Source organism: Brevibacterium permense (assembly GCF_025506275.1).
GTDB lineage: Bacteria > Actinomycetota > Actinomycetes > Actinomycetales > Brevibacteriaceae > Brevibacterium > Brevibacterium permense_A.
The window spans coordinates 226,527-250,913 of sequence record NZ_QYCP01000094.1 but is presented as its reverse complement, the minus strand read 5'-3'; the positions used below and the strand labels follow the sequence as shown (position 1 = coordinate 250,913).

Genomic DNA, 24,387 nt, shown 5'->3' with positions numbered 1-24,387 from the left:
CATCACTCGAACGACACGGAACCTTTCGCGCGGGTGTCGACTCGCAGCTCGAAGACGTCCGGCCGGGAGTAGTGGCCGACCGGGTCGAAGTCGAGGTGCGAACGGGTTTTGGCCCCGGGGTCGATGTCGGCGTAGAGGATCGTCTCTTCTTCGTAGACCGGTCCGGCCAGCACCTCGCCGGTAGGTGCGATGATGACGCTGCCGCCGCGGATGGCGGTCTCACCGTAGGGCAGTTCTTCGTCGAAGGGATGGTCGTCGGGGAATTCGCTCTTCGTGATGAACTGGCATGCCGAGAGCACGTGAGTGCGGCCCTCCAAGGCGATATGCGTCATCGTCGCCGTCCACGTCGGGCGGTCATCGACGGTCGGCGCGCAGTAGAGTTCGACCCCCTTGGCATACATCGCCTGGCGCAGCAGCGGCATGTAGTTCTCCCAACAGATGACACTGCCCACCCGGCCGAAAGGTGTGTCCATCGTGTCGAGAGTCGATCCGTCCCCGAAGCCCCAGATCACACGCTCGGTGCCGGTGGGCATGAGCTTCCGGTGTGCGCCGACGATCCCGAGTTCCGGGTCGATCAACACTGCTGTGCAATAGAGGGTGTTGCCGGAACGTTCGATGATGCCGATGACGACGAAGGCACCGACCTCGCGGGCTGCCTCGGCGAGCCTGCCCATCTCGGGGCCATCGACGGTGACCGCGCCGTCGAAGTACCGCTCGAACTGCGCGCGCCCCTGCCCGGTGCGCATCCCCACGGGAGCACCGAACGTGCTGCCCTTCGGATAGCCGCCGATGAATGCTTCGGGGAACACGACGAGCTCAGCCCCGTTGCCGGCGGCTTCACGCAGCCTGGCGATCGCCTTGTCGACCGACGCATCGGCATCGAAGGGCACGGACCCCGACTGGACGACTGCCACTGTGTGCATACTGCTCGACCTTCTTCGCTCGACAACTGCTTCTGCTCTTACTCTCGATCGCGAGGTGGGAAAGGTCAAGCAATCGGGGCGCTCGCCCCGAGTGGACGAGCGCCCCGATTGACCGGAAGCTTCAGCTCCAGTGGGCCGCGGACCGAGCCCGCATACTGTCGCGGAACTGTCCCGTTGACTTTTCGAGCAGTTCACCGGTGCCCCAATCGAGGACGACGCCGTACTGGCGGATGACGTCGTGGACGGTGATCTCACCATCACGGTATCGGCGGGCCACCTCGGTCGGGTCGGCCTCCAGCCAGGATGCGCGTGCGGACCGGATCCGGTCCCGTTCCTGTCCTGTCGCGGCTTCGTCGATCTCGTATTCGTCGAGCTCGGCATCGATCTCACGGATGACGACACCGTAGTCCTTGGCCGCGCGGTCGATGGAGACGTAGCCGTCGATGACGTCCTCGAGCACCTCTGCAGTGGTCCGTTCCAGTGGGTCACCGAAGCCGCCGCCTCCGGCGCTGGGACGTTCGAACGTGTCTCCGGGGCTGATGGCGACGTTCGAGAATGTGGCACCCAGGTAGCGCGGGTTCTCCGACGAAGGATTGAGCCAGACTCCGTGTGGGATCGATGGCAGTCCGCCATTGATGCCCCACGTCGTCGACCGGCCGCGGTCACAGCAGTAGCTCATCACGGCACCGGTTGCATCGGTGAGGATGCCGCCCTTATTGACTCCGCAGCCTCCGCGGAATCTGCCGGGACCGCCTGAGTCGATGTTGATCGAATGCTGGGTGGTGACTACCGGGGTCAAGCGCTCCTGACCTTCGACCGGCTGGACTGCGAGTCCGGTGCCGAACACCGGTGATGTCGCCGACGATCCGTCCTTCGTCGACCGGCCGCCCCAGCCTCCGGCCATCCAGTCGTACCACATGAAGTATGGGCTCGACTCGGACCTGGCATCATGCCCGCCGACGAGCAGATACTCGAGATTGAACGCGCACGCCATCGCGCGTTCGGGCATGATGTGGGACCACAATTCGAAGATCGCGTTCATGACCTTCTCGTACGGCCCCGAGCAGAACCCGGTCACCGCATGCGGCCAGCCGGCATTGACGACAGTTCCCTCCTCTCCGATCTCTGCGGTCACCGCCTGATAGAAGCCGGAGTTGAGGGGTACCTCCGGGAAGAACGTCTTCGTCCCTGCATAGATCGCTGAGAACGTCGTCCCATAGCCGGAGTTGAGGAAGGTCGAGACCGCTTCGGCGGAGCCGGTCAGGTCGTAGTGGATGCCTGTTCCGTCGAGGGTGAGCTTCACGCGGATCGGAGCCAGACCCTCACCCTTGGCGGGGTCGCCGTCGAGGAAGTCGACGGTCTCCCACTCGCCTTTCGGCAGGTCGCCGAGGCCGGCGAGAACCGTGCGGCACACATAGTCCTGCGTCTCCTGCATCGCGTCGAGGACCGTGTCCTTCGAATATTTGTCGACGAGTCGAAGCACTTCACGTTCGCATACGGCAGTGGCCTCGGCCTGGGCGTTGAGATCACCGAGCGCTTGGTCCGGAGCGCGAGTATTCGATACGAGCAGCTGCGCGACATCGTGGAGGAACCGGCCCTTGTGCCACACCCGCAGCGGGGTGATGCGCAGCCCTTCACCGAAGTGCTCACTGGCCGAGACATCGAACGAGCCGGGTACGGATCCACCGATATCGGCCCAATGCCCCTTGTTCTGCGCGAAGCCGATGATCTCGTCGTCCGCGAAGATCGGACGGATGAAGCTGACATCGTTGAAGTGCGTGCCGCCGCGGTATGGGTCGTTGATGAGGAAGACGTCGCCGGGGTTGATATCGTCGCCGAACTCCTCCATCACGGCCTTGCACTGAAAATGCAGGGTGCCGACGTGGACGGCGATGTCAGCACTGCCCTGCATGACGGTGTTTCCGTAGCGGTCGCAGAGAGCTGACGAGAAGTCGCGGGAATAGATGACGAACGAATAGCAGGTCCGGAGGATCTGCTCGCTCATGAGGTCGACGCTGGTGGCGAAGGCGTTCTTCAGCACTTCGAAGGTCACCGGGTCGAGAGTGGACGTCGACTGTTCCGTCGTTGTGGTCATGGGCTTCTCCTCACAGGCCGTTCTGTGTCGTTTTCTCGGAGGCGGAAGCCAGCGCCGGCTCGTCTGCCTCGGAGTTCAATGCGATGCGGATGTTGAACCATTCGTCGATCACAGCCGAGGAATTCGGCGGGATCACTGTGGTCGAGTCGATCTGGTTGAGAATTGCCGGTCCGATGAACGCCGCGCCTGACGGGAGGTTCTCGCGCTGGTAGACCGGCGTCGAATGCCACTGACCGTCGAAGTAGACATCGCGGACCTCGATCGGCTCTCCGGGATCCTTGCTGCTGACCGGAGTCGGTTTGAAGGTCGGTTTCGGCGTTCTGCCGAGCGCTTTGAGATGCAGCTGATAGATCTCGACGGGGGTGTCGTCCTGCCGGAAGGCGTACTGTTTCTCGTGTTCCTCGTGGAAGAGCTGGACGGCCTCGCGCAGAGCGTTCGGTCCCGATCCCATCTTCACCTGCAGCGACCTCCACTGGCCGTGATAGCGCATCGAGATCCCGCGTTCGAAGACCGCGTCTTCGTCAGGGACCTTTTCATGCCGCAGTCGATCTCGACCTTCGAGCTCGAGCTCGCGGAAGTGCTGTTCGACGGATTCGGCATCAGCGGAGTCCGCGACGCCGGTGAACATCTGTGACAGGTCGTGCTGAATGTCGACGAGGAGGCATCCCAGCGCCGAGGTGACTCCCGGGCTGGGCGGGACGATGACCGAGGGGATGTTGAGTTCGCGAGCCACATCCGCTCCGTGCAGGGCGCCCGCTCCGCCGAAGGCGATGAGCGCGAAATCTCGAGGATCGAGTCCGCGGCGGATGGACACGAGACGGACCGCATCGGCCATGTTCGCATTGGCGACCTTGACGATGGATTCGGCTGCGGTGTCGACGTCGAGCCCGAGCGGTTCGGCGATCTTCTCCTTGATTGCCGCCTGAGAACTGTTGCGGTCCAGAGTCATCTCACCGTCAGCGAGATCGGTGCCCAGCCGGTTGAGCCAGAGGTTCGCATCTGTGTTCGTCGGTTCCTCCCCGCCTCGTCGATAGCAGACAGGACCTGGGTCGGCACCCGCTGACTGAGGGCCGTTTCGCAGTGAGCCGGCAATGTCGATGTGTGCCAGCGATCCTCCGCCTGCTCCGATTGTGAGCACCTCGATGCTGGGGAAGACGATGGGGTGGCCGTATTCGACTTCCCACTCGTTCGTCTCCCGCAGCTCACCATCTGCGATGAGCGAGATGTCTGTCGAGGTGCCGCCCATGTCCAGCCCGACAGCATTGTCGTACCCACACTGTTCGGCGACGTGCTGGGCGGCTATGGCGCCTGCGGCGATCCCCGAGGCCGCCAGTCGGACAGGGAATTTCTTGACCATTTCCGACGTCATCGAACCGCCGCCGGAGTGGAGCAGCAGCAGTTCGCCGGCATAGCCGTCGTCGGTCAGGCTGCTGTCGAGCTGCTCGACATAGCCGGACACGAGCGGTCCGAGCACGGCGTTGGCAACCGTCGTATTGAATCGATTGTGCTCAAAGATCTCCGGCAGCACTTCCGCCGACGTCGAGATGCTGGCCTCGGGCAGCTCCTCGGTGAGGATCTCTCGCATTCGGATCTCGTTCGCGGAGTTCGCATAAGAGTTGATGAAGCAGACGGCGATGGTCGTCGCTCCGCGCTTCTTCAGCAGTCGCCCGAGCTTCCGGGCCTCATCTTCATCGAGTTCGGTGACGATATTGCCGGCGTAGTCGACGCGTTCTGTGACTTCGAATCGGTCGCGGCGACGAATGTAGGGACCGGAGACGTCTGAGTACGCGTCCCACAGGTCGTCCTTCGTGCCATCACGGATCTCGATGACATCGCGGAATCCCTTGGTCGTCACCATCGCCGATTTGGGGAATCTACGAGTGATGAGCGCGTTGGTCGCCACGGTCGTTCCGTGCGAGAAGAGTTCAACCTGACTAAGGTCGATGTTCGCTCGCTTCACACCGTTGAGTACGGCCTCCATCGGGTTGTCCGGAGTCGAAGGTACTTTCGTCACCCTCATCTTCTGGGTGGATTCGTCGAAAACGCAGATGTCGGTGAACGTTCCGCCGACGTCGACTGCGACGCGTAGATCTGCCACGGTCATCTCCTTTGATTGAGGTGTTCTCCATAGACTGGACCTCCGCATTTGAGCAGGTCAATGGAGCAGATGAAGTAAGAAGCGATAGTATTTGTGAAAATCCCAAAGTGCTGTCATCGTTGCTGACAGCAGGCCCGCTGATGGGCCGGCATCTGCGACGGCAAGGAGAGACGCTGATGTTCTCGAATCGAAATTCGCTGACGCGAGAGCAGATCTTCGACGAGCTGATGAGCGGTCTGAACTCCTCTGATCCTCTCGAATCGACGCTTCTGCGTGCTGCCAAACTCAGCAGAGGTGCCGGGCTCGTCGTCAACGAGCTCGGTGAGGTCATCCGATCTGTCGGTACGGCGCCGACGCATCTCATTTCCCAATGGGTTCACGATGACGTTGTCACGGGTGCGAGCGAAGCACTGTGGGGTGAACCGAAGTCCGCGACGATCGGTCGCTGGCACGTCTATGCTCAGGCTGTTCGCCTTCGCAGTCGCAATCACGTGGTCGTCATCGCTGTGCACGACGATGAGTTCGTGGAGGGGGAGGGCGCCGCCGGCGGCTTGATCCTCGACGTCATGTCCAAGCTCCTGCGCGCTTTCGAAGGTTTCGAATCGTTCTCGATCAGCACTCGACGGGAGGAATCGGTCCGAGTTCTGCGAGATTTGGAGGCCGGAGTGTCACCGGGACGCGAACCGGCGCTGTGGCGGGTCCTCGAAAGCTTCGGATTCGTCCCCTACGAGCCGATCCGGGCCGTACGAGTTCGTCTCGACAGTGGGGATTCCGAGCCGACGCGACCGGCTCTGCCTCCCGGGGGCGGACTCGTCATCAGGGAATCCGGGTATGGAACATCGGCGATCGAACAGACCGCGGTGTGCTCGGGGGAGTTCGATGTCGAAACTGGCCTGGATGCTCCGGGCCTTCTCGGCGCCGGAGTGTCTGGTCTGTTCACTGCATTGAGCCAGGTTCCCGAGATGCTGCAGACTGCGAACGTGGCGCTGGGCTCAGTGCGCGGGACGAAGTTCGCGTTCGTCGACCGAATGCGTCCGGTCGAATGGGCCGCCGCCAGAATGAGTTCGCGTTTCGACCGTCGACTCGTCGCCGCCTTTCTCAACCCGTTGACGACCAAACCCGAAGCTTCTGCCACTCTGCGCATCTACATGGAAAGCGGCGGCAGCATTGCTGAGTCTGCTGCTCGGCTGCACGTGCACGAGAATACTGTGCGCTACCGGATCGGGCAGATCGAAAGAGTGCTGGGCGCACGGCTCACTGATCCCCGGATCGCAGCGGAGATCGTGCTTGCCATGCATTGTCTCGATACTGCCGAACAAGCGTAGCCTGAGAGCATGCCCCGTCACCTCCTGACCTCGACGCCGCCGGACCCCCGTATTCGCCGAGGCGGTCCCGCCGGTGACGATGCAAACGGCGCCGACACAGCTGCCGCGCCCCAACAGCACCCCGAGGGCCCCGTCCGCGGTCGTGGGGCACTGCTCGCTCTCTGCGCCGTCCTCCTCGTCGCCTGGGTCGGCATTTCGGGCATCGGGGGCCCGTATTTCGGCAAGATCTCCGAAGTCGCCACGAACGACCGCTCGTCCTTCCTCCCCGAATCTGCGGAGTCCACGCGCGCTCAGGAGCAGATCGAGAAATTCAGCGACCTCGACTATGTTCCCGCAATCGTCGTGCTCGAGAACAGCGATGGGATCACCGGCGACGACCGGTCCCGACTCGACGATCTGACGAAGTCGCTCGAGGATGATGACCTGCTCGCCGCCGATCCCTCACCGGCCATTCCCTCCGACGATGGCGAGGCTCTCCAGATCATCCTCCCGGTCTCACAGGCGACGACGTCTGATGACGTCGAGTCCATCAGAGACACGATCGGCAAGGCCTTCCCGACCGCGTCTGCCGCCGATATGACCCCGGATCAGGCCGCCGAAGCCCCGACTGTCGTGGCAGACGTCCACGTCACCGGCCCTGCCGGTTTCTCCGCCGACCTCTCCGAAGCCTTCGCCGGCATTGATGGCATCCTGCTGCTCGTCGCGCTCATCGCCGTCTTCGTCATCCTCATCATCGTCTACCGATCCCCGCTGCTGCCCGTCATCGTCCTCTTCACCTCGGTCGCCGCGCTTGCCGCCTCGATCTTCATCGTCTGGCACCTCGCCGATGCCGGTATCCTCCTGATCAACGGGCAGGTCCAAGGCATCCTCTTCATCCTCGTCGTCGGCGCCACCACGGACTATTCCCTCCTCGTCGTCGCCCGATTCCGTGACGCGCTCCTCCACGAAGCTGACCGAATCAGGGCCGGACTGAGCGCCCTCAAGGGCGTCCTCGAACCGATTGCGGCCTCAGGCGGCACCGTCATCGCCGGGCTCCTCGTCCTCCTGCTCACCGATCTTGCGTCGACTCGTGCGCTCGGCCCGGTTGCGGCGATCGGCATCGTCGTGGCGATGCTCGCGGCACTGACCTTCCTGCCTGCCGCACTGATGATCATCGGCCGCGCCGTGTTCTGGCCCTTCCTGCCGCGCGTCCAGACAGGAACGGCTGCATCCAAGCGCGGGATCTGGGCCCGCATCGCCGAGGCGGTCGCCGAACATCCGCGCCGCATCTGGGTCACGCTCGTCATCATCCTCGCCATCCCGCTGCTTGCGCTCCCGCAGTTCAAGGCCGCGGGAGTTCCGCAGTCCGACTTCGTCCTCGGCGACTCCGAAGCCCGAGACGGCCAGGGCATCCTGGCCGAGCATTTCCCCGGTGGTTCCGGGTCCCCGGCACAGATCGTCGTGGCCGAAGATGAGCTCAGCGATGCCGCGAAGGCGGTCGGTCGCCTCGGCGGGGTCGAATCGATGACTGTCGTCGCGAACGATTCCCCAAGCGGGACGCTGTCCATCGGTACGGACGGAAAGACCGACCCACCGCGCGGTATGCCGAGTGGGGCTGGGCAGGGCGGGTCCGGTCAGCCGGAGACGCCGGCTCCGACCGAGGTCGACGGCAATGTCCTGCTGGAAGCGACCCTGACCTCCGTCGCGGATTCGGACGAGGCCGAATCGACGGTCACCGAGATCCGCGACCGGGTGCATGACATCGACGCCGGGGCGCTCGTCGGCGGGGAATCCGCGGTCGATCTCGACACGAACACCACCGCCGAGGCGGACCGGACCTTGGCCATCCCGCTCATCCTCGTCGTCATCACGGTCATCCTCATCCTGTTGCTGCGGTCCCTGCTGGCCCCGCTGCTGCTCGTGGTGCTCACCGTGCTGTCCTTCGGTACCGCGCTGGGAGTCTCCGCGCTCGTGTTCAACGATGTCATCGGGTTCTCCGGTGCCGACCCCTCGGTGCCGCTCTATGCGTTCGTCTTCCTTGTCGCGCTCGGCATCGACTACAACATCTTCCTCATGTCCCGGGTGCGGGAGGAATCGCTGCAACTGGGAACCCGAGCAGGGGTACTCAAAGGGCTCGTCTCCACGGGCGGGGTGATCACCTCGGCGGGCATCGTGCTGGCGGCAACCTTTGCTGCGCTCGCCGTCATCCCGGTGATGTTCCTCTTCCAGCTCGCTTTCATCGTCACCTTCGGCGTCCTCCTCGACGCGATCCTTGTCCGATCGCTCGTGGTGCCGGCGCTCGTCCACGACATCGGGCGCAGCGTGTGGTGGCCGTGGCAGGGGAAGATCCAGAAGGACTGAAGCGACGGACGGCTTCTAGCCCGTCGGTCAGCCGGGGCCAGGCGGCGGACGCTGTTGTCGTGAACGTCCAGGCGTGGAGAGAACGACCTGATCCCCACCGGATGCCAGGGCGGAGGCCATGACCGAGATGTCACGGACGCTCACCATGGTCGAGCACTTCGCGGTGTCACCCGCAACGACCTCGTGCGGATCGACCTCGAGAATGCCGTAGTTGCGCAGCCTCTGGACAATCGCGAGAGGCGCATCCGCGGCAGCCTATGGACACGTCCATCCGACTATGGAATTGTTGTTAATGCAACAAAGCAGGTGCCGATCTCATCTCCCAAGGAGCGCCGACAATGCCCAAGACCCAGCCTGAACCGATTCGCGACCCCGAGTCCGACCCTCTGCTCACGCCACAGAACTGCGCTGTGGCCATCATCGACTACCAGCCGGAGCAGTATCGGACTGTGCAGTCGACGACGAAGGAGCGCATCGACCTCAATGTCATCGCGCTGTGCAAGGCCGCGACGAAGTACGAGGTGCCGGTCGTCCTCTCGACTGTCGGTGTCGACCTCGGGGTCAATACCGGAACTGCCGAGGAGATCCGAAAGGAGCTGCCGGGAGTCGAGGAGATCGACCGAACCGGAGTGAACTCGTGGGAGGATTCCGACTTCCGCTCCGCCGTGCGTGCCACAGGTCGACGCAAGATCGTCATGGCCGGATTGTGGACCGAGGTCTGTCTGACCTTTCCGACACTGGATATGCTCGCCGAGGGGTTCGAGGTCTACCCCGTCGCGGACGCTGTCGGCGGAATCAGCCCTGACTCCCACCGATGGGCACTCGAGCGGATGGCTGCAGCCGGCGCGAGGCCGATCACGGCGATCTCCTTCGCCAGCGAACTCATGCGCAATTGGGCACGTTCGGACTCCGACAACCTCCGTGAGGTCATGAATTGGTACTTCCCGCTCAAAGCTGAACTCGACAAGGCGGGAAAGTAGTTGCCGGAACCTCAGAGTCCCTGAGGGGTGGGTCGGTCGAGGCCTCGCGCCGGGCGGACATTGCTGTCCGCCCGTGGATGCCGCATCGCCGGTTCGGCGGGGATGATGCGCAGCTGCATCCGGGCCTCGAGGGGACACCCGGAACGCATGCGTCTCCGGGTAGTATCATTCATACTATGAAAATGTTGTCGAAGCAACAAATTGTGAGGATTCGTCCGTGAGTTCGTCTCGCATGTCATCCCTGTCCGCCTCCGCTCGCCGTCTCGGATGCGAACCATGAGCGAAGCGTCTCCCGTCAGCAGCATCCTCCGACAGCTCGGACCGATCGAGATCGCGGCGTGGAGGCTGATGCTCGAGAAGCAGGCAGCCATGTTGGCGGAGTTCGAACGGGCGTTCCGAGGGCGACACGGACTTACTACCAACGAGTTCGATGCGCTCATCAACATCCCGCCCGGCCAGCGGATTCGCCACCGCGACCTGCTGAGGAACATGGTGGTCAGCCGCAGTGCTCTGAGCCGGATCCTCGGGCGTCTCGAAGCACGCGGGCTGGTCGCGCAGTCGACCGATTCCGACGATCAGCGCGGCGTGTGCGTCAGCCTCACCGAGCGGGGAGAGTCCGTGCGCGGCGCGGCCGAGCAGACGAACGGCGAAATCGTCCTCTCCGCCTTCGCCGGTCTGGGTGAGGGGGAATCGGAGCAGCTGTTCGACCTGGTCTCGAAGATCAAGCCTCATCGCCCGCGGGGTCGAGGCGAATCGCAGACCGCGTCCGAGGCGGATGCCGCACACGGGGGTACGCTACCGGCATGAGCAACGTCGATACGAAACCGGATCAGATCGTCTGCAAGTCCGGCGGCCTCCCCGGCCCCAACTGTGACCAGCAGGGACGATCCCCTGTCGAGATCATCACCTCCCGCGAAGTGCCGCTGGGCGGACCTCGTGCGATGACCGTGCGTCGGACCCTGCCGCAGCGTCAGCGCTCGCTGATCGGACCCTGGTGCTTCGTCGACCACTACGGCCCGGCCGATGTCTCCGTCACCGGCGGGATGGACGTCGCACCCCACCCGCACACCGGTCTGCAGACCGTGAGCTGGCTGTTCGACGGCGCCATCCAGCACATCGACTCAGGCGGCAACGCGGGCCTCGTCCTGCCCGGAGAGGTCAACCTCATGACCGCAGGAGCCGGCATCTGCCACTCCGAGGTCTCGACCGAGGAGACGACGACGCTGCACGGTGTCCAGCTGTGGCTGGCCCTGCCCGACGCCACGCGTCACCGGCCCGAACGCGAATTCGAGCACTTCGAACCCACACCCGTGCCCTTCGACGGTGGGGAAATGCTCGTCTTCCTCGGCCGCCTCGGCGAAGGATCGTCACCGGTGCACACGCACACCCCGCTGCTCGGTGCCGAGATCCGTCTCAATCCGGGCGCAGTCATTGACCTGCCCGTCGATCCCCGGTTCGAGCACGGCCTCCTCGTCGACTCCGGCGACATCACTTTGGAGAACGTCGACCTGCCGGTCGCAGCGATCGGCTATACGGGAATCGGCGTCGATGAGCTGCGCATCGCCAACCGCGGCGACGAACCCGGCCGACTCATCCTCCTCGGCGGCGAGCCATTCCCCGAAGAGATCGTGATGTGGTGGAATTTCGTCGGCCGCACCCATTCGGAGATCGCCCAGTACCGCGAGGAATGGCAGGCCGAAGGCGAGCGTTTCGGGGCTGTCGACGGCTATGTCGGCAAGGGCGGTCCCGGTCGGAATGCCGATGGCATGGGCAGGCTGCCCGCGCCGAGGCTGCCCGACGTCACGATCAAAGCGCGGAAGAATCCGCCCCCGCGGGTTCAAGGAGGGCCCGAGGAATGAGGCTCGGGGAATACCTCCGAACCGGAAATCTCCTGTACTGAAAACCGGACCATCGGTCCTGAGCGAAAGGGTTGCACCAATGCCGAAGACATTCGAAGACAAGACCGGGGCCGAAGTCACGGTCTCACTGAACGAATCAACGCAGGCCTATGAGATCGCCGTGGCCGATGGGACTGTCGCCGGGAGTGCCTATTACCTGCCCGGCCCCGACGCGGAGACCGAACGCATCTTCTTTCACACGGTCGTCGACGAGCAGTTCGGCGGCCGCGGACTGTCGAAGTTCCTCGTCGCCGAGGCCCTCGATGATTCTCGTGAGCGCGGGATCACGGTCGTTCCCGTCTGCCCGCTCTTCGTCAAGAAGCTGAAGGAGTCCGGCGATGACTATGCCGCGCAGGGCGGTAAGTTCCGCAATGCCACGGGTGCCGACATCGACATCGTCAAGCGACAGGCGTGAGTGAGGGAATGAGCAACGCCAGCCGACCTTTCATCGACAAGATCCACCCCGAGAACTACAAGGCGCTGGCCCAGGCGGCGGCGAGTTCGCGGAAAGCCTCACGTGCCGCCGGCCTCGATGACGCGCTCATCGAGCTCGTCAACACGCGTGTATCGCAGATCAACGGATGCCGTACCTGCCTGAGCATCCATGCCCCGGCTGCCCGGAAGGCCGGGGTCTCCCAGCTCAAACTCGATGTGCTGCCGAGCTGGCATGAGGCCGAGATCTTCACCGATCAGGAGTTCGCGGCGCTGACCCTGGCAGAGTCACTGACAGTGCTGGACAAGGCCGAGGATCGGGATGCGATCGCCGCCGAGGTGGCTCAGCATCTGACGACCGAGCAGATCTCTGCGGTCGAGTGGTCGACCATCCTCATCAACGCGTTCAACCGGATTTCGATCGCCAGCGATCATCCTGTGTTCGGAGCAGAGCAGGGCTGAGTCCTCACCGGCGCGGTGGGAAGTGCTGTGCTGAAGCGGAGATCGGTCAGTGTGTCAGTTGATGATCTCCTTGGTGTCGTCCTCGCGGATGGCGGCGAGGCGCTCGCGCCACATCTGCAGGTCCGTCTCGCTCAGTCGTTTCCAATCGGTGACCTCGCGGACGATGCGCAGAGGCTCGGTGCTGCGGTAGGAGCGGGTGGGGTTGCCGGGGAACTTCTTGTCCGTGACGTTCGGATCATCGACGAAGTCGCCGAGCGGTTCGACCTCGTAGACGTGCGGTGATCCGGAGTTGAGGGCCGCCACTTCGGCGGCCAATCCTGCTCCGTCGGGCAGGGCCGTGAAGTAGATATGGTTCATCGTCACTTCGGGGCGGTAGTTCGAGGCGAAGCCCGCAGTCAGCAGGTCTCCGGGTTCGAGTTCGGCACGGGTGCCGTGGAAGAAGGGTCCCTCATCGAGTGCTGCAGCCATGGCGTCGAATATACGCCCGAAGACTGCGGATCGGCTTCAGCATCGGCGACTAGAATGGACCTTGAGCAGGCGGTGACGAGCGCTGCGACAGAGGTGCTTCCCGGGTGCTGAGACTTCCGTCCCGCGATTCGATAACTTCGGCCATACTCTCCTGAGCGAACGACGTCCCGAGCGAACGATTCCGGTGACGTCGTCGACGTACCTACGTGAAGGAGCCCATCCCGCCTATGTCCGCCGATATGACGTCGCAGACGAAGAACGCCGCCTCGGCGCCGAAATCACTGACCGGACGGCTCCGCCTCATCGGTCCGGGGATCGTTCTGGCACTCGCGAGCGTCGGTGCCTCGGACATGATCACGACGATGAACTCCGGAGCGGAATACGGACTCGCGCTCATCTGGGTGTTCACGGTCGGCATCATCCTCAAGTTCGTCCTCTCCGAGGCGGTCGCGCGGCTGCAGATGAGCGGTGACCGCTCTTTGATCTCCCACCTCACCCGGTTCGGCGGGCGGACCTTCCCGGTGCTGTTCCTCATCGCGGAGCTGCTCGTCGGGCTGTTCTTCGGGGCCGGCGTCATCGCGGTGACGACGACGATCCTGCAGGCGATCTTCCCCGTTCTGCCGTTCTGGCCGACCGCGATCGTCGTGCTGCTCTCTGCTGCAGTGCTTGTCGGCATCGGCCGGTACGGGATCGTGGAGAAGGCCATGATGGGCTTCGGAATCATCATGTTCTTCGGCATCCTCGCTCTGGCGATCTCGGTGTTCCAGGGCCAGGACGCGCAGGAGGTCGCCGCGGCGACGGTTGTGCCGACGTTCCCGAACTCCTCGATCATCACGGTGATGTCGCTCATCGGCGGGGTCGGGGGAGCGACCGGCATCCTCGCCTACTCATTCTGGATCCGCGAGAAGGCGTGGCGGACGCCTGATTGGAAGCCCGTCGTCCGCCTCGACCTGTTCATCAGCTATGGACTCGTCTTCGTCTTCGCTGTGGCGATGAGCGCCGTGGGTGCCTTCATCCTCTACGGGCAGGGCTTCGCGATCTCGGACAACGATGCGCTGTTCGCCATCGCCGATGACCTCGTCGGGCGGATCGGTGAGACCGGGCGGCTCGTCTTCCTCATCAGCTTCCTCGCGGTGGTGTACACGAGCGTGCTCGGTGGATTCTCCGGCATCGCATACGTCACCGCCGACTGCCTGCGCGTGCTTCGCCGCTACCCGCATCAGGACGAACCTGCCCATGAGATGTCGGCGAAGTCGATCGAGTTCCGCGGGGTCCTTGTCTACCTCTCGGTCGCGACAGTGGTCATCATGAGCCTCGGCAAACCCGTCACCCTCGTGCTCGTCTACGCGGCGATCAGCGCGTTCATCTTGCCGGTGCTCGCGCTCGCGCTGCTCGTCATCCTCAACCGTTCCTCCGTTCCGGCTCAGCTGCGCAATACGAAGTGGTCGAACGTGCTGTTGGCCGTGTGCCTGGCACTGTTCGGGTTCCTCGCCGCACTGCAGGTCAAGGAGTCGGTGATGGGGTTCATCGGGTGAAGCAAGTCGACCGCTGAGGCACCAGGTCAGAGATAGACACTCTCGGCTCGGCGGCAGACGAGTGGGACAGCCTCCTTCTCGAAGAACTGTCCCACCCGAAGCGACTGCAATGCGTCAGTGCACGCCGGACATCACCCCACGAACGCCGTCGCGAAGAACGGTACGAACGTGACCAGCGCGAGCGCCGCCAACAGCACCAGCGCACTCGGCAAGGCGGCCTTCGCGACTCCGACGACGCTCATGCCCGACATGCCGGAGGCGACGAACAGGTTGAGTCCCAGGGGTGGCGTGATCATGCCGATCTCGAGGTTCATCACCACGATGATGCCGAAGTGGATCGGGTCGATGCCCAACTCCATAGCGATCGGCAGCAGGATCGGGGCGAGGATGAGGATCGCCGAGGACGTCTCCATCACGCAGCCGACGAACAGCAGCAGGATGTTGACGAGGATGAGGAACTGCCACGGTTGCAGGTCCCACGCGGCGATCGTCGTCGAGATCTGTCCCGGAATCCGCTCACTGGCGAGCACGAAGGTGAACAGGATGCCGTTGGCGATGATGAACATGACCATCGCCGAGGTCTTCACCGACGCAAGCGTGACCTCCCACAGCTGCGAGAACTTGATTTCGCGGTAGATGAGCAGCGACACGACCAGCGAATAGGCGACGGCCACGGCGGCCGCCTCGGTGGGGGTGAACCAGCCGGAGTAGATGCCGCCGAGGACGAGGAACGGCAGGGCCAGGGCGAGGATCGCATCCCGGAACGCCTTGAGCTTGTCCTTGCTCGACATCCGGAAACCGACCCCGGCGTGACCGTAGCCCTTCTTCCACGCGACGAAGACGGCCATGCCCAACAGCATCACACCGGCGAGGATGCCCGGCAGGACGCCTGCGAGGAACAGGTCGCCGATGTTCTGCTCGGTGGCGATGCCGAAGACGATGAGCGGAATCGACGGCGGGATGAGGATCCCCAACGATCCCGAGGTGGCCACGAGTCCCGTGGAGAACTCCTTCGGGTACCCGTTCTTCACCATCGCCGGGATCATCAGCGCACCGACCGCGACGACCGTAGCCGGCGAGGAACCGGAGACCGCGGCGAAGAACATGCATGCCAGCACAGTGGTGATCGCCATACCGCCGCGCAGGTGCCCGACCATGGCCGCACCGAAGTCGGTCAGCCGCCTCGAGATCCCACCGCGGGACATGATGTTCGCCGCGAGGATGAAGAACGGAATCGCCATGAGCGGGAACGAATTGAGCGCGTTGAATAGCCGTTCCGAGACCTGAGTCATCGGAATGAGCGTGAAGTAGTAGAAGTAGACGAGGCTGGTCAAGCCCAAGGCGACCGCAATCGGCGCCGAGGTGACGAGCAGAGCGATGAGGACGACGACGAGGACGATGGTGGCTTCGAACATCAGCGATCGCCTCCCTTCTCGTCGGTCCCGCCATCGCCGAGGCGGTCGCTCCCGTTGTCCTTGTCCGCGCGGTTCGCGTGGTCGCTTCGACTGGCAGCACTGTCGTGCCGTCCTGTGTTGTCGGGTCCGTCATCGACGATCGCGATGTCCTCGACGTCGATGCCGACGGCGGCGGCCTCCTCGGCCAGGACATCCTTGTCGAGCTCCGTCGCAGGAGTGCGCAGGGCCCGGACCGTCATCTCCACCGCGCGGATGAAGAACAGCGTCATGCCCACGGCCAGCGAGAGCTCGACGACCCACAGCGGCAGCTTGAGCGCCGGGGTGATCGTCGTCCGCGAGAACGGTTCGGTGATGAGCGCCCAGGACAGGTAGGCGATGAAGCCCGCGTAGACCAGAGTGGCCAGTCCGCCGAGGACGACGAAGAACTTCTTCGCCCTGCCCTTGAGCAGAGCCGGCATGATATCGACGGCCACGTGCTCGTTGTGACGCAGGGTGACCACCGCGCCGAAGAACGTCGAGAAGATGATGAGATAGATGACTGCTTCTTCGGACCAGAAGAGGACGTCACCGGTGATATTGCGCAGCAGCACGGCGAAGACCGCCAAAGCGGTGGCCGCGATGAGGCAACCACCGGCGAGGACGTTCTCGACCCGGCTGAGGTACGTGTCGATGATCTTCATGTTCAGCCCCTCTCCGCGTTGCGTTCGAGCAGCTCGTCGACGACCTCAGGACCGATGACGTCGCGGTACTTCTCGTATTCGGAAGGCACGACCATGTCCTTGAACGCTTGGCGCTCCTCCTTGCTCGGGATGACGATCTCGGTGCCGCCGGATTCCTCGATGGTCCTCTTCGACTCTTCGTTGACCTTCTGAGCCTCTTTGCGGTTGAACTCGCTGGCCTCATCGGCAGCCTCGTCCACTGCGGACTGCAGATCGTCCGGCAGCTCGTCGTACCAGCGCTTGTTCACTGTGAGGATGTAGCCGATGTAGCCGTGATCGAGCTCGGTCACGTACTTCTGGACGGTGTGCATGTTCTGCGACTGGATATTCGAGTAGGTGTTCTCACCACCGTCGATGAGTCCCTGCTGCAGCCCGCTGTAGACCTCGGCGAACGCGAGCGGAGTCGGAATGCCACCCCAGGTCTCGAACTGGGTGCGCAGCACGTCCGAGGGCTGGATGCGGTACTTCTTGCCCTTCATGTCCTGGGGCTTCAGCGTCTTGTTGTTGGAGTGGATCTGCTTCATCCCCGAGTCCCACAAACCGAGGACCTTGAGCCCATTGGCTTCCAGATCGGGGTTCGCGTAGATCGCCTTGCCGATCTCCGTATCAGGACTGGCGACCTCTGGAATCTCGTCCGGATCGTCGAAGATGAACGGCAGGTCGAGAACCTGCAGGCTCGGTGCGATCGTCGTGAACTTCGCGCTCGCGGGAGCCAGAACTTGGACGGCATTGGACTGGATGGCCTGCATCTCGTCCTTGTCGCCGTAGAGTTCCGAGTTCGGGAACACCTCGACCTCGATGCGGCCGCCGGACTTCTTCTCGACCTGTTCGGCGAAGAAGTCGGCGGCCAATCCCTTCGGTGTGCCCACCGAGGTGACATGGGCGAAGCGCAGTTCGAATTTCTGTTGATCTCCGCTGCGGGCGGGATTGCATCCGCTCAGCAGCAGGAGGCTTATCGAGAGGCCCGCGATCAGCGGCTTCCATCTCGGTCGTCTCATTGACGTCATCGTCAGCTCCAGTCAGGTTGGCCAGGGGCGATGCCGATCGGGAACGCGTGTGCGGACAGGCGAGCCCGACCGCTTCGACGGCTGATCATTGCCGGGCGGAGAGCTCGTGCCGAGTCATGTTCTCGATCGACCGTTCACGAGCCTAGAGGACTTTTCGCTGATTTCCAATATGATCCTACAAAGAATGCATTATTTGTTGGCAGATCGGTTCACGGGCGAGTTCTGGGGTGGATCTGCAGTCGATAGCGCGGGCGCGAGCGACCGGACCGCAGGGGGAGCAGCGTGTTCAACCCGTGCCGAAGCCGTCAGCTCGCGTCGAGGTCGCTTCAGTCAGCGTCGAAATCGAAGGGGTCGGAGACGGCATGACCCGTCGTTGATTCGGCCAGGCGGAGAAAGCCGTTCGTGATGTGATCGCCGAGGTGGCGCGCCGCCGCGTCCGGATCGACGTCACGCACGGCGTCGACGATCGACTGATGTTCGGCGTGCACCTGGTCGAGTCTCTCGGGGCTGTCGAGGGTGAGGTCCCACGGGAACGCTCGCCAGCGTGCGGCGATGTCGTCGCGCAGCGCGGGCATTCCGCAGCGGTCGTAGAAGAAGAAGTGGAATTCCTCGTTGCGGGTGTTGCGTCCCAGCGAATCACCGTCGGCGCTGGCCTCGTCAAGCGCCTCGAGCAGACGCTCGGCCTGCCGCAGCTCGTGCCGGGAGATCCGCGTGGTGGCGCGGGCGATGGCGAAGGTCTCGGTGAGCTTGCGGGTGACGAAGAGGGACTTGAGGCGGTCGACGTCGACGCCGGCGACGCGCACGCCCCGGTGGGCTTCGGAGGTGACGAGTCCCTCGGCTTCGAGGATCCGCAGGGCCTCCCTGACCGGGGTGATGGAGGCGTTGAACCATTCGGCGACCTGGTCCTGTCGCAGTCGTTCGCCGCGATCGAGCTCGCGGGAGAGGATCTTGCGACGGAGGCCGAGGACGATGACGTCCCGCTTCGTCGATGCCGACTCCTGATCCACCCGATGCCTTTCGTTCATGCACCCACCGACGGCGGGCGCCTTTTTCATGTCTCGGTGGCCTCAGTCTACAGGCTGAAGGGTCGACTGAGATCAGATAATGCATTATCGGTTGAGATATGTATGATGTTGATGTCAATGTTTCACACCTCGTCGTGGAGGGCCGATGGCCACTGCTGCACCGACGTCCGTACCGAGCCCCGTGGGGCAGGACGACGCGACCGACCGGAATCTGCCGCTGACCGGCATCACCGTCATCAGCTGCGAACAGGCGGTTGCTGCCCCCTTCGCCTCACGCCAACTGGCGGATCTCGGAGCCCGGGTCATCAAGATCGAACGTCCCGGTGTCGGTGACTTCGCCCGCGGTTACGACACGACCGTCAACGGACTCTCAAGCCACTTCGTGTGGATCAACCGGAACAAGGAGAGCCTGGCGCTCGATCTCAAGAGCCCCGATGGGCTCAAGATCCTTTACGATCTCATCGCCTCGGCCGATGTCTTCATCCAGAACTTCGCCCCCGGCGCGGCAGAGAGACTCGGCCTCGGCGCCGACGCACTCCGGTCGATCAACCCTCGACTGATCCATGCGTCGATCTCCGGATACGGAACGGACGGGCCGTACAAGGATGCGAAGGCCTACGATGCACTTGTGCAGGCCGAAGCAGGACTGGTCTCCGTGACCGGAACAGAGGAGTTCCCCGCCAAGACGGGTATCTCGACGGCGGACATCGCCGCGGGAATGTACACCTACTCCGGGATCCTCACCGCTCTCTACAAACGGGAGCGCACCGGCGAAGGCGCCACGCTGTCGACGAGCCTCTTCGACTCCCTCGTCGAATGGATGGGCTACCCGCTCTACTTCACCCGCTACGGCGGCACCCGCCCGACCCGAGCCGGCACCTCCCACGCAGCCATCGCCCCTTACGGGGCCTTCACCTGCGGCGACGGCACCCAGATCATGCTCGCCATCCAGAACGAACGCGAATGGGAACGCTTCGCCACTCAAGTCCTCGACCGACCCGATATGGTCACCGACGACCGCTTCGACCGGGCGGCCCACCGCTACGCCCACCGGCACGAACTCCAGGAGATCATCGAGAGAGCCTTCTCCGCGCTCACCGGCGAATCCTGCGACGCCCTGCTCGAGGCGGCCGCGGTCGCCCACTCGAGGCAGCGCGATATGAGCGAGATCGCGAACCATCCGCAGCTGACCGAACGCCACCGCTGGCACGACGTCGAGACGCCTGCCGGGCCGATCTCCATGCTCGCGCCCCCGGTCGAGATGTCCGGGGTGGGGCAGCGGATGGATCCGATCCCCGCTGTCGGGCAGAATTCGGAGTCCATCCTCGGCGAATTGGGAATGGACGCCGAGGCGATCGGCGAACTGCGCCGCAACGGGGTGATCTGACGGCGATGGACGACGAACCTGCACGCACGACCGACAGTAAGGCCGTCTCGGTGAGGGCCACTACCGACGGTTTCGCATACTCACCCCTGCTGCCCACCGACGGTGAGGGCCCGCGGATGCGCAGGCTCGACATCGGAGGAGTGGAGACGACCACCACCGAGGTGGCCGGGACGTCTCGCAGTTTCCTCTCCGTGGCACCTGAGACCTTGTCCGACCTCGCCGAGGTGGCCTTCAAGGAGATCTCGCACTACCTGCGCACGGACCACCTGGCCAGTCTGAGGGCGATCATCGATGACCCGGAGGCCAGCGACAACGACGTCTTCGTCGCCCTCGATCTGCTGCAGAACGCCGCAGTCTCGGCCGGGGAGATCCTGCCGATGTGTCAGGACACGGGCACGGCGATCGTCTCGGCCAAGCGCGGCCCGAACGTGCTCACCGACGGCGACGATGCCAGGCACCTGTCCCGCGGAATCGGCCGTGCCTACGAGGAGCTCAACCTCCGCTATTCGCAGCTGGCACCGACGAGCCTGTTCGAGGAGACGAACACCGGCACGAACCTGCCCGCCCAGATCGAGGTGGCCCTGAGCCCGGCCGATGACTACGAGCTGCTGTTCATGGCCAAGGGAGGAGGAAGCGCGAACAAGTCCTTCCTCTTCCAGGAGACGAAGGCCGTGCTCAACGAGTCGGCGATGCTCGACTTCCTCGCGGAGAAGACCTCCACTCTGGGCACCGCGGCCTGCCCTCCCTATCATCTGGCTGTCGTCATCGGCGGACCCTCGGCCGAGTTCACGCTCAAGACCGCGAAGCTCGCCAGCGCCCACTATCTCGATGACCTGCCTGAGACCGGCGATGCCGCATTGGGCCACGGTTTCCGAGACCGGGAGTTCGAGAAGACCGTCTTCGAACTCACTCAGAACCTCGGCTTCGGTGCCCAGTTCGGCGGCAAGTATTTCTGCCACGACGTCCGGGTCGTCCGGCTGCCCCGACACAACGGGTCCCTGCCGATCGCGATCGCCGTGAGCTGTTCGGCCGACCGGCAGATCATCGCCCGCATCAACGCAGACGGCGTATTCATCGAAGAGCTCGAACACGATCCGGCGAGGTTCCTGCCGGCGATGGGCCGCGTCGAGGAGATCGAATCCGGGAATGTCACCGCCATCGACCTCGACCGACCGATGCCGCACCTGCAGACACAGCTGTCCGGGCTGTCGGTCGGGGATCGGGTGTCACTGACGGGAACGGTCGTCGTCGCTCGCGATATCGTCCACGCGGAACTGCGGGACCGCCTCGACGCGGGTGGGCAGCTTCCCGACTATTTCAAGGATCACCCCATCTACTACGCGGGGCCGGCGAAGACGCCCGAGGGGATGCCCTCGGGGTCGTTCGGTCCGACCACCTCGTCGCGGATGGACACCTATGTGCGCCGGTTCCAGGAGGCCGGCGGGTCGATGATCATGCTCGGCAAAGGCAACCGGTCCGCACAGGTGAAGAGCTCCTGCGCCGAATTCGGCGGCTTCTACCTCGGGTCGATCGGCGGACCGGCCGCCCGATTGGCGCAGGATTGCATCACCTCGGTCGAGGTTCTCGATATGGAAGAGCTCGGGATGGAAGCCGTGTGGAAGATCCGGGTCGAGGACTTCCCTGCGTTCATCATCACCGACGACAAGGGAAATGACTTTTTCGACAGCACCGGTCCACCGACGCTCGGCCTCGGGCGGACCCGCACGGTGCGCGACGGCACCCGATTGGACTGAGCTATGACAACAACGAACGAGCAGAGGATTTCACCATGGCAGTGAGCAATGAAGAGCAGATGATGATCGATCTGGTCGCCGAATTCATCGACGAGCAGGTCAAGCCATCGGTCAACAAGGTCGAGCACGCCAACGAGTATCCCGAGGCGTGGATTCAGACGATGAAGGATATGGGCATCTACGGGCTCGCCATCGACGAGCCGTGGGGGATGGGCAAGGTCTCGACCGAGGCGTATGCGCTCATCACTCAGGAGCTCGCTCGCGGGTGGATGTCGCTGGCCGGTGCCATGGGCGGGCACACCGTCGTCGCGAAGCTCCTCCAGGAATACGGCACCGATGAGCAGAAGGATAAGTACCTGCCGCGAATGGCCACGGGCGAGCTGCGGGCGACGATGGCGCTGACCGAACCCGGCGGCGGCTCCGACCTGCAGGCCATGCGCACCACTGCGGTCAAGGACGGTGACGACTACGTCATCAACGGTTCGAAGACGTGGATCACGAATGCCCGGAAGTCCGATCTCATCGCGCTGCTGTGCAAGACCGACCCCGAGGCGGAACCGCGGCATAAGGGCATCTCGATCATCCTCGTGGAGAAGGGGGAGGGGTTCACCGTCTCCCAGGATCTGTCGAAACTCGGGTACAAGGGCGTCGAGACCTGCGAGCTGTCCTTCGACGGTCTGAGGCAGCCGCAGTCGCAGCTGCTCGGAGAGGCCGAGGGGGTCGGGTTCAAGCAGATGATGAAGGGACTCGAGATCGGCCGCATCCAGGTCGCGTCCCGGTCGCTCGGTGTTGCGCAGGCGGCGCTCGATGATGCGGTGAAGTACTCGCAGGAGCGTGAGTCGATGGGCAAGCCGATCTGGAAGCATCAGTCGGTGGGCAGCAAGCTCGCCATGATGGCCACGAAGCTCGAGGCCGCCCGGCAGCTCGTCCTCCACGCCGCCCGTACCTACGATTCGGGTGCGCGAGTGGACATGGAGGCCGGAATGGCGAAGCTCTACGCCTCGGAGATGGCCGCCGAGGTGGCCCTCGACGCCATCCGCGTGCATGGCGGTTACGGATACTCCACCGAGTACGACGTCGAGCGCTACTACCGTGACGCTCCGCTGATGATCGTCGGCGAAGGTACGAACGAGATCCAGATGAACGTCATCGCCAAGCAGCTCATCGGCCGGAACAAGGCCTGAGGGTTCACCGGCTACTGCTGGCCCACGGTTGGGCAACCTGCCCACCCGCGCCTGACGTACCCGCACGATCCGCCTCCAGACTTCTGGCCACGAACTCAACTCGAGGGAAGAACATGACTCACAAACCCCGTCCGCGTCCGGACACTCCGCACATGATGACCGAGGAGCGCCTCGAAATTCAGGCGCTCGCCCGCGAGTTCGCCCGCGATGTCGTCCTGCCGATCGCCAACGAGCTCGACCCGGTCGAGGGGCAGTTCCCGGATTCTATGGTCAAGCAGATGGCCGAGATGGGCTTCTTCGGCATCCTCATCCCCGAAGAGTACGGGGGACTGGGGCTCGGCGTGTTCGAGTACTGCCTCGTGGCCGAAGAGCTCTCACGTGCCTGGATGTCGGTGGCCGGACTGCTCGCCCGCGGCAACGGCATGGGTGGGGGGTTCTCCCCCGAGCAGGAAGCCCGTCTGCTGCCGAAGGTCGCTGCCGGCGAGTACCTCGGCGCGTTCGCCCTCTCCGAGGCCGAAGCCGGGTCCGATGTCGCGAATCTGCGGTGTAAGGCCGAACGCAATGCCGATGGTGATTGGGTCATCAACGGGACGAAGATGTGGTGCACGTATGCCGATCAGGCCGACTACATCGTCCTCTTCGCCCGCACCTCGGTGGAGGAGAAGCGGCATCGGGGGATCTCGGTGTTCCTCGTCGAGAAGGAACGCGGCACCTTCCCCGAAGGCATTTCCGGGGCACCGGCGAAGAAGATCGGCTACCACGGGTGGAAGACCTGGGAACTGTCGTTCGACAACTTCGTCTTGCCAGCCGATTCGCTCCTCGGTGAGGAAGGCCGTGGGTTCTACCAGGCGGTGTCGGGCCTCGAAGTCGGACGTGCGCACACGGCGGCCCGGTCGATCGGTCTGGCACAGGCGGCGCTCGAGGACTCGGTGAAGTACCTCAAGGAACGGGAGCAGTTCGGGCATCCGCTCGCGGACTTCCAGCACCTGCGGTTCAAGGTCGCGGACATGGCCGCGCAGATCGAGGCGTGCCGACAGCTGATGTACCACGTATGCACGGAGATCGATTCGGGTCGTCGGTGCGACAAGGAAGCGGCGATGGTGAAGTACCTGGCCGGAGAGATGAGCGAGAAGGTCACCTCCGAGGCTCTGCAGATCCATGGCGGTGCCGGATACACGAAGGACTTCGCCGTCGAACGCCACTGGCGGGATGCTCGCCTGACGAAGATCTTCGAGGGCTCGTCGGAGATCCAGATGCGCATCATCTCCGACGAACTCCTAGGACGTTAATCCCAATTACTACCCGACGGCGGCCCAGCAACCTGGCGCCAGGTATCTGCG

At 63.8% G+C, this 24,387-nt stretch carries 21 protein-coding genes and 1 pseudogene; 12 read left to right on the top strand and 10 right to left on the bottom strand.

What is annotated here, in order from left to right; translation table 11 throughout:
* Nucleotides 1-2: 2 nt before the first annotated feature.
* From D3I60_RS16285 to D3I60_RS16275, 3 genes are all read right to left on the bottom strand, one after another.
* Nucleotides 3-923, bottom strand: coding sequence for a carbon-nitrogen hydrolase family protein (locus D3I60_RS16285; RefSeq protein WP_262777598.1), 921 nt, complete (start codon nucleotides 921-923; stop codon nucleotides 3-5).
* A gap of 121 nt (nucleotides 924-1,044) precedes the next feature.
* Nucleotides 1,045-3,018, bottom strand: a complete 1,974-nt coding sequence (locus D3I60_RS16280) for a hydantoinase B/oxoprolinase family protein (protein ID WP_262777596.1) — start codon at nucleotides 3,016-3,018, stop codon at nucleotides 1,045-1,047.
* A 10-nt stretch (nucleotides 3,019-3,028) separates the two neighbouring features.
* Nucleotides 3,029-5,116 (bottom strand): hydantoinase/oxoprolinase family protein, encoded by a 2,088-nt coding sequence (locus D3I60_RS16275; protein WP_262777593.1) that lies wholly within the window; start codon nucleotides 5,114-5,116, stop codon nucleotides 3,029-3,031.
* A 176-nt stretch (nucleotides 5,117-5,292) separates the two neighbouring features.
* Between D3I60_RS16275 and D3I60_RS16270 the strand changes: the two genes are divergently transcribed.
* Both D3I60_RS16270 and D3I60_RS16265 read left to right on the top strand, forming a co-directional pair.
* Nucleotides 5,293-6,441, top strand: a complete 1,149-nt coding sequence (locus D3I60_RS16270; RefSeq protein WP_262777591.1) for a PucR family transcriptional regulator — start codon at nucleotides 5,293-5,295, stop codon at nucleotides 6,439-6,441.
* 9 nt (nucleotides 6,442-6,450) lie between these two features.
* Nucleotides 6,451-8,781 (top strand): MMPL family transporter, encoded by a 2,331-nt coding sequence (locus D3I60_RS16265; protein ID WP_262777589.1) that lies wholly within the window; start codon nucleotides 6,451-6,453, stop codon nucleotides 8,779-8,781.
* A 27-nt stretch (nucleotides 8,782-8,808) separates the two neighbouring features.
* On the opposite strand, the pseudogene D3I60_RS19400 reads toward D3I60_RS16265, so the two are convergent.
* Nucleotides 8,809-9,015 (bottom strand): annotated as a pseudogene (locus D3I60_RS19400) (hypothetical protein); the annotation flags it as partial.
* A gap of 104 nt (nucleotides 9,016-9,119) precedes the next feature.
* Between D3I60_RS19400 and D3I60_RS16260 the strand changes: the two are divergent.
* Nucleotides 9,120-9,761, top strand: a complete 642-nt coding sequence (locus D3I60_RS16260; protein ID WP_262777587.1) for an isochorismatase family protein — start codon at nucleotides 9,120-9,122, stop codon at nucleotides 9,759-9,761.
* Nucleotides 9,762-9,772: 11 nt separating this feature from the next.
* Here the strand turns inward: D3I60_RS16260 and D3I60_RS16255 are convergent, their stop codons facing one another.
* Nucleotides 9,773-9,934 carry a hypothetical protein gene (locus D3I60_RS16255; protein WP_262777585.1) on the bottom strand — a complete coding sequence of 54 codons (162 nt, stop codon included), beginning with the start codon at nucleotides 9,932-9,934 and terminating at the stop codon, nucleotides 9,773-9,775.
* A 103-nt stretch (nucleotides 9,935-10,037) separates the two neighbouring features.
* Between D3I60_RS16255 and D3I60_RS16250 the strand changes: the two genes are divergently transcribed.
* The 4 genes from D3I60_RS16250 (at nucleotide 10,038) to D3I60_RS16235 (ending at nucleotide 12,553) form a co-directional block, all read left to right on the top strand.
* Entirely contained in the window at nucleotides 10,038-10,568 is a 531-nt protein-coding gene (locus D3I60_RS16250; RefSeq protein WP_262777583.1) for a MarR family winged helix-turn-helix transcriptional regulator, read from the top strand.
* Nucleotides 10,565-11,620 carry a pirin family protein gene (locus D3I60_RS16245; RefSeq protein ID WP_262777581.1) on the top strand — a complete coding sequence of 352 codons (1,056 nt, stop codon included), beginning with the start codon at nucleotides 10,565-10,567 and terminating at the stop codon, nucleotides 11,618-11,620. Before D3I60_RS16250 ends, D3I60_RS16245 begins: the two co-directional genes overlap by 4 nt.
* Nucleotides 11,621-11,699: 79 nt before the next feature.
* Entirely contained in the window at nucleotides 11,700-12,074 is a 375-nt protein-coding gene (locus tag D3I60_RS16240; protein WP_262777580.1) for a GNAT family N-acetyltransferase, read from the top strand.
* An 8-nt stretch (nucleotides 12,075-12,082) separates the two neighbouring features.
* Nucleotides 12,083-12,553, top strand: a complete 471-nt coding sequence (locus D3I60_RS16235; protein WP_262777578.1) for a carboxymuconolactone decarboxylase family protein — start codon at nucleotides 12,083-12,085, stop codon at nucleotides 12,551-12,553.
* Between the two features lie 54 nt (nucleotides 12,554-12,607).
* Here the strand turns inward: D3I60_RS16235 and arr are convergent, their stop codons facing one another.
* Entirely contained in the window at nucleotides 12,608-13,021 is a 414-nt protein-coding gene (arr, locus tag D3I60_RS16230) for an NAD(+)--rifampin ADP-ribosyltransferase (RefSeq protein ID WP_262777576.1), read from the bottom strand.
* Nucleotides 13,022-13,248: 227 nt separating this feature from the next.
* Here arr and D3I60_RS16225 point away from each other — a divergent pair, with 227 nt between their 5' ends.
* Nucleotides 13,249-14,556 (top strand): Nramp family divalent metal transporter, encoded by a 1,308-nt coding sequence (locus D3I60_RS16225; protein ID WP_262777574.1) that lies wholly within the window; start codon nucleotides 13,249-13,251, stop codon nucleotides 14,554-14,556.
* Nucleotides 14,557-14,687: 131 nt separating this feature from the next.
* Here D3I60_RS16225 and D3I60_RS16220 read toward each other — a convergent pair whose 3' ends face one another.
* The 4 genes from D3I60_RS16220 to D3I60_RS16205 form a co-directional block, all read right to left on the bottom strand.
* Nucleotides 14,688-15,971, bottom strand: coding sequence for a TRAP transporter large permease (locus tag D3I60_RS16220; RefSeq protein WP_262777573.1), 1,284 nt, complete (start codon nucleotides 15,969-15,971; stop codon nucleotides 14,688-14,690).
* On the bottom strand, nucleotides 15,971-16,651 hold the full coding sequence (locus D3I60_RS16215; protein WP_262777571.1) for a TRAP transporter small permease: 681 nt from the start codon (nucleotides 16,649-16,651) through the stop codon (nucleotides 15,971-15,973). Before D3I60_RS16215 ends, D3I60_RS16220 begins: the two co-directional genes overlap by 1 nt.
* 2 nt (nucleotides 16,652-16,653) lie before the next feature.
* Complete coding sequence (locus tag D3I60_RS16210) at nucleotides 16,654-17,688, bottom strand: DctP family TRAP transporter solute-binding subunit (RefSeq protein WP_262777569.1); 1,035 nt, start codon at nucleotides 17,686-17,688, stop codon at nucleotides 16,654-16,656.
* 335 nt (nucleotides 17,689-18,023) lie between these two features.
* Entirely contained in the window at nucleotides 18,024-18,722 is a 699-nt protein-coding gene (locus D3I60_RS16205; RefSeq protein ID WP_262777567.1) for a GntR family transcriptional regulator, read from the bottom strand.
* Nucleotides 18,723-18,867: 145 nt separating this feature from the next.
* On the opposite strand from D3I60_RS16205, the gene D3I60_RS16200 reads away from it, so the two are divergent.
* From D3I60_RS16200 to D3I60_RS16185, 4 genes are all read left to right on the top strand, one after another.
* A complete protein-coding gene (locus D3I60_RS16200) occupies nucleotides 18,868-20,109 on the top strand; it encodes a CaiB/BaiF CoA transferase family protein (RefSeq protein ID WP_262777565.1) in 1,242 nt (413 codons plus the stop codon).
* 116 nt (nucleotides 20,110-20,225) lie between these two features.
* Nucleotides 20,226-21,863: a FumA C-terminus/TtdB family hydratase beta subunit gene (locus tag D3I60_RS16195; protein WP_262777633.1), complete on the top strand. Its 1,638-nt coding sequence runs from the start codon at nucleotides 20,226-20,228 to the stop codon at nucleotides 21,861-21,863.
* A 35-nt stretch (nucleotides 21,864-21,898) separates the two neighbouring features.
* Nucleotides 21,899-23,047, top strand: a complete 1,149-nt coding sequence (locus tag D3I60_RS16190) for an acyl-CoA dehydrogenase family protein (RefSeq protein ID WP_262777563.1) — start codon at nucleotides 21,899-21,901, stop codon at nucleotides 23,045-23,047.
* A 113-nt stretch (nucleotides 23,048-23,160) separates the two neighbouring features.
* Nucleotides 23,161-24,336 (top strand): acyl-CoA dehydrogenase family protein, encoded by a 1,176-nt coding sequence (locus D3I60_RS16185; protein ID WP_262777561.1) that lies wholly within the window; start codon nucleotides 23,161-23,163, stop codon nucleotides 24,334-24,336.
* The last annotated feature ends 51 nt before the right edge of the window (nucleotides 24,337-24,387 follow it).